The sequence below is a fragment of the Nocardiopsis chromatogenes YIM 90109 genome, assembly GCF_000341185.1.
GTDB classification, from domain to species: domain Bacteria; phylum Actinomycetota; class Actinomycetes; order Streptosporangiales; family Streptosporangiaceae; genus Nocardiopsis_A; species Nocardiopsis_A chromatogenes.
In genome coordinates, this window is record NZ_ANBH01000353.1 from 1 (window position 1) to 2,948 (window position 2,948).

Genomic DNA, 2,948 nt, shown 5'->3' on the forward strand with positions numbered 1-2,948 from the left:
CTTTGGGCACCGCGCCTCTGACTACCAATGCCGCGAGTCTCCGCACTGATCAGTTACCCGGTCAAAGGCTGCGCAGGGTCGCCCCTGAGCCGGGCCGAGTCCACCCCGGCAGGGCTGCCGCACGACAGGGTGTTCATGGTGGTCGACGCCGAAGGGGTCTTCCGCAGCCAGCGGGGCAGCCCGCGCCTGGCGCTCATCCGCCCGAGCGTGCAGGACGAGGGGGCGCTCCTGCTCCTGCAGGCCCCGGGCACCGCCCCGGTCCGGGTTCCGGTCCTGGCCGACGGCCCCCGGGCCGGCGTCACCATGCACGGGCGCCCCTTCGAGGCCGTCGACCAGGGCGAGGAGGCCGCGCGCTGGCTCACCCGGGTCCTCGGCGAGCCCAGCCGCCTGGTCCGCGTCGCCCCCGGCCACGACCGCGTGGTCAACGGGCACTTCACCGGCACCAGCGCCTTCGCCGACAGCAGCTCGGCGCTGGTGCTCTCCCTGTCCTCTCTGGACCTGCTGAACGCGCGGCTGGCCGAGGCGGGGGCCCCGGCGCTGCCCATGGACCGCTTCCGCCCCAACATCGTGGTCTCGGGCTGGCCCGAGCCGCACACCGAGGACGGCGTGCTCACCATGGGCATCGGCGGCACCGGCCTGGGCTTCTCCAAGCCCTGCAAGCGCTGCGCGGTGACCACGGTGGACCAGGAGACCGGCGAGAAGGCGGGCCCCGAGCCGCTGCGGACGCTGGCCTCCTACCGCCGCTGGACCGAGGGCGGCGTGGTGTTCGGCGCCAAGTTCGCGGTCCTTCAGCCGGGGCCCATCGCCGTGGGCGACGAGGTCGAGGTGCGCGAGTGGGCCGGGCCCGAGCGCGCGCTGGTCGCCCTGGCCGACGACGCACGGGCCGCACGCGGGTGAGGCGCCCCCGGCCCCTGGGGACGGGCCCTAGCCCTTGGCGCCCGTGCGGCGTCCCCGCCCGGTCTGCGCATCGTCCCGCACCGGACGGTGTACGCAGCGGCCGATGACGCCGTGCGCACGCTGTCCGAGGGGCTGCGCCAGGAGGCCGGTGACCGTCTGCGGGTCACGGTCGTCTCGCCGGGTGTCACGCGCACGGAGTTCCCGGACGCGATGTCACCGGAGATGAGGGCCCGGACCGGCCGGACCATGGACGAGATCGCGATCCCGCCGGACGCCATCGCGCGCGCCACCGCCTTCGCCGTCGCGCAGCCGGACAACGTCGATGTGGGAGACATCGTCGTCCGTCCCACCGCGCAGGCCTGGACTCATCCGCCGCCGAGGGACTCCTCCAGCAGCGACAGGAACGCCGCCGCGGCCGGGGACGGCGGCATCGGCCCCCACACCAGGCGCTCGGCCCGCACCGGCGCGTCGGACACCGCCACCGCCGCCAGCCCCTCCAGCCCGGGGACGAAGGGCTCGGGCAGCATCCCCACCCCCACGCCCTCGCGGACCAGGCGCACCATCATGTCGGCCCCCGACACCTCGAAGGCGACCTCGCGGTGCAGCCCCGCGGCAGCGAAGGCCTGGTCGGACTGGGCGCGTCCGGCCGAGCCCGCGGGAAAGTCGATGAACACCTCGGCGGCCACCTCCCGCAGCCCCACGCGCCCCCGCCCGGCCAGGGGGTGGGCGGGGGCGACGATGGCCACCAGCCGGTTGGTCGCCAGCTCGCGCATGCGCAGCCCCGGCACCTGCATGTCGATGGGCACCCCCAGCAGGGCGGCGTCCAGCTCGCCCCTGCGCACCTGTTCGATCATCACCTCGCTGCCGATGGTGCGCAGCGCCACCCCCGCCTTGGGGTAGCGCTCGCGGAAGCGCCCCAGCAGCGCGGGAAGGTCCACCGCGGTGACGGTGGGGATCGCGCCCAGGCGCAGCCTGCCGCGGACCTCGCCTGCCGCGGCCCCGGCCTCGGCCCGCGCGCGCTCGGCCGCCTCCAGCGCCTGGCGCGCCGCGGGCAGGAACGCCTCACCGGCCGGGGTCAGGCGCACGCGCCGGCTGGTGCGCTCGAACAGCCGCGTGCCCAGCTCCCGCTCCAGGCGCGCGACCTGGTGGCTCAGCGCGGACTGGACGACCCGGCACCGCTCGGCGGCCCGGGTGAAGTTGTGCTCCTCGGCGACCGCGACGACATAGCGCATCTGCTGCAGCTCCACACCATCGATCGTAATCGTTCATCAATGCGATGAGAACAATGTGTTGGACAGATCGCCCGGGCCGGGACGACGCTGAATCCATGACGACACTGCGCACGCCCCCTCCCGCGGCACCCGGCGGGTCCGCCCGCCCCGCCGCCTCCCGGCCGCCCGCCCCCGGCGTCGGCCGAGGGCTACTGTTCCTGATGTCGGCGGCCACCGGCCTGGCCGTGGCCGGGAACTACCTGGCCCACCCGCTGCTGGAGCGCATCTCCGGGGCGCTGGGCACCGCCCCCGCGGCGGCCGCGCTGATCGTCACCGCCGCCCAGGCCGGGTACGGCGCCGGGCTGCTGCTGGTGGTGCCGCTGGCCGACATCGTCGAGCGGCGCCGCCTGGCCGTGGGCCTGCTGGCGGCCGCCGCCGCGGGGCTGGCCGCCTCGGCCGCCGCGCCCTCGCTCCCGGTCCTGCTGGCCACGACCGTGGCCACCGCCTTCGCCTCGGCCGCCGCCCAGGTGCTGGTGGGCACCGGCGCGGGGATGGCCGCGCCCGGCGACCAGGGGCGCGTGGTGGGTGCGATGATGTCGGGCCTGCTGACCGGCGTGCTGCTGGCCCGGGTGGTCTCCGGCGCGCTGGCCGAGGCGGGCGGCTGGACGGCCCCCTACTGGGCGGCCGCCGCCCTGCTGGCGGCGGCCGCGGCGGCCCTGCGCCTGGCCATGCCGCGCTCGCTGCCGCCCGGGGACGGCCACGGGCGCCCCGGCTACCCGGCGCTGCTGGCCTCCACGGTGGGGCTGCTGGCGCGCGAGCCGGTGCTGCGGCGGGGGGCGG

The 2,948-nt window shown here is 76.7% G+C and carries 3 protein-coding genes; 2 read left to right on the forward strand and 1 reads right to left on the reverse strand.

Annotated elements, in window-relative coordinates:
* The first annotated feature begins 27 nt into the window (after positions 1-27).
* Positions 28-897: an MOSC domain-containing protein gene (locus tag D476_RS0130230; protein ID WP_083939708.1), complete on the forward strand. Its 870-nt coding sequence runs from the start codon at positions 28-30 to the stop codon at positions 895-897.
* 365 nt (positions 898-1,262) lie between these two features.
* Here the strand turns inward: D476_RS0130230 and D476_RS0130235 are convergent, their stop codons facing one another.
* On the reverse strand, positions 1,263-2,144 hold the full coding sequence (locus tag D476_RS0130235; protein ID WP_017627612.1) for a LysR family transcriptional regulator: 882 nt from the start codon (positions 2,142-2,144) through the stop codon (positions 1,263-1,265).
* 80 nt (positions 2,145-2,224) lie between these two features.
* On the opposite strand from D476_RS0130235, the gene D476_RS0130240 reads away from it, so the two are divergent.
* On the forward strand, positions 2,225-2,948 hold a 724-nt coding region (locus D476_RS0130240; RefSeq protein WP_152529473.1), incomplete at its 3' end, for an MFS transporter.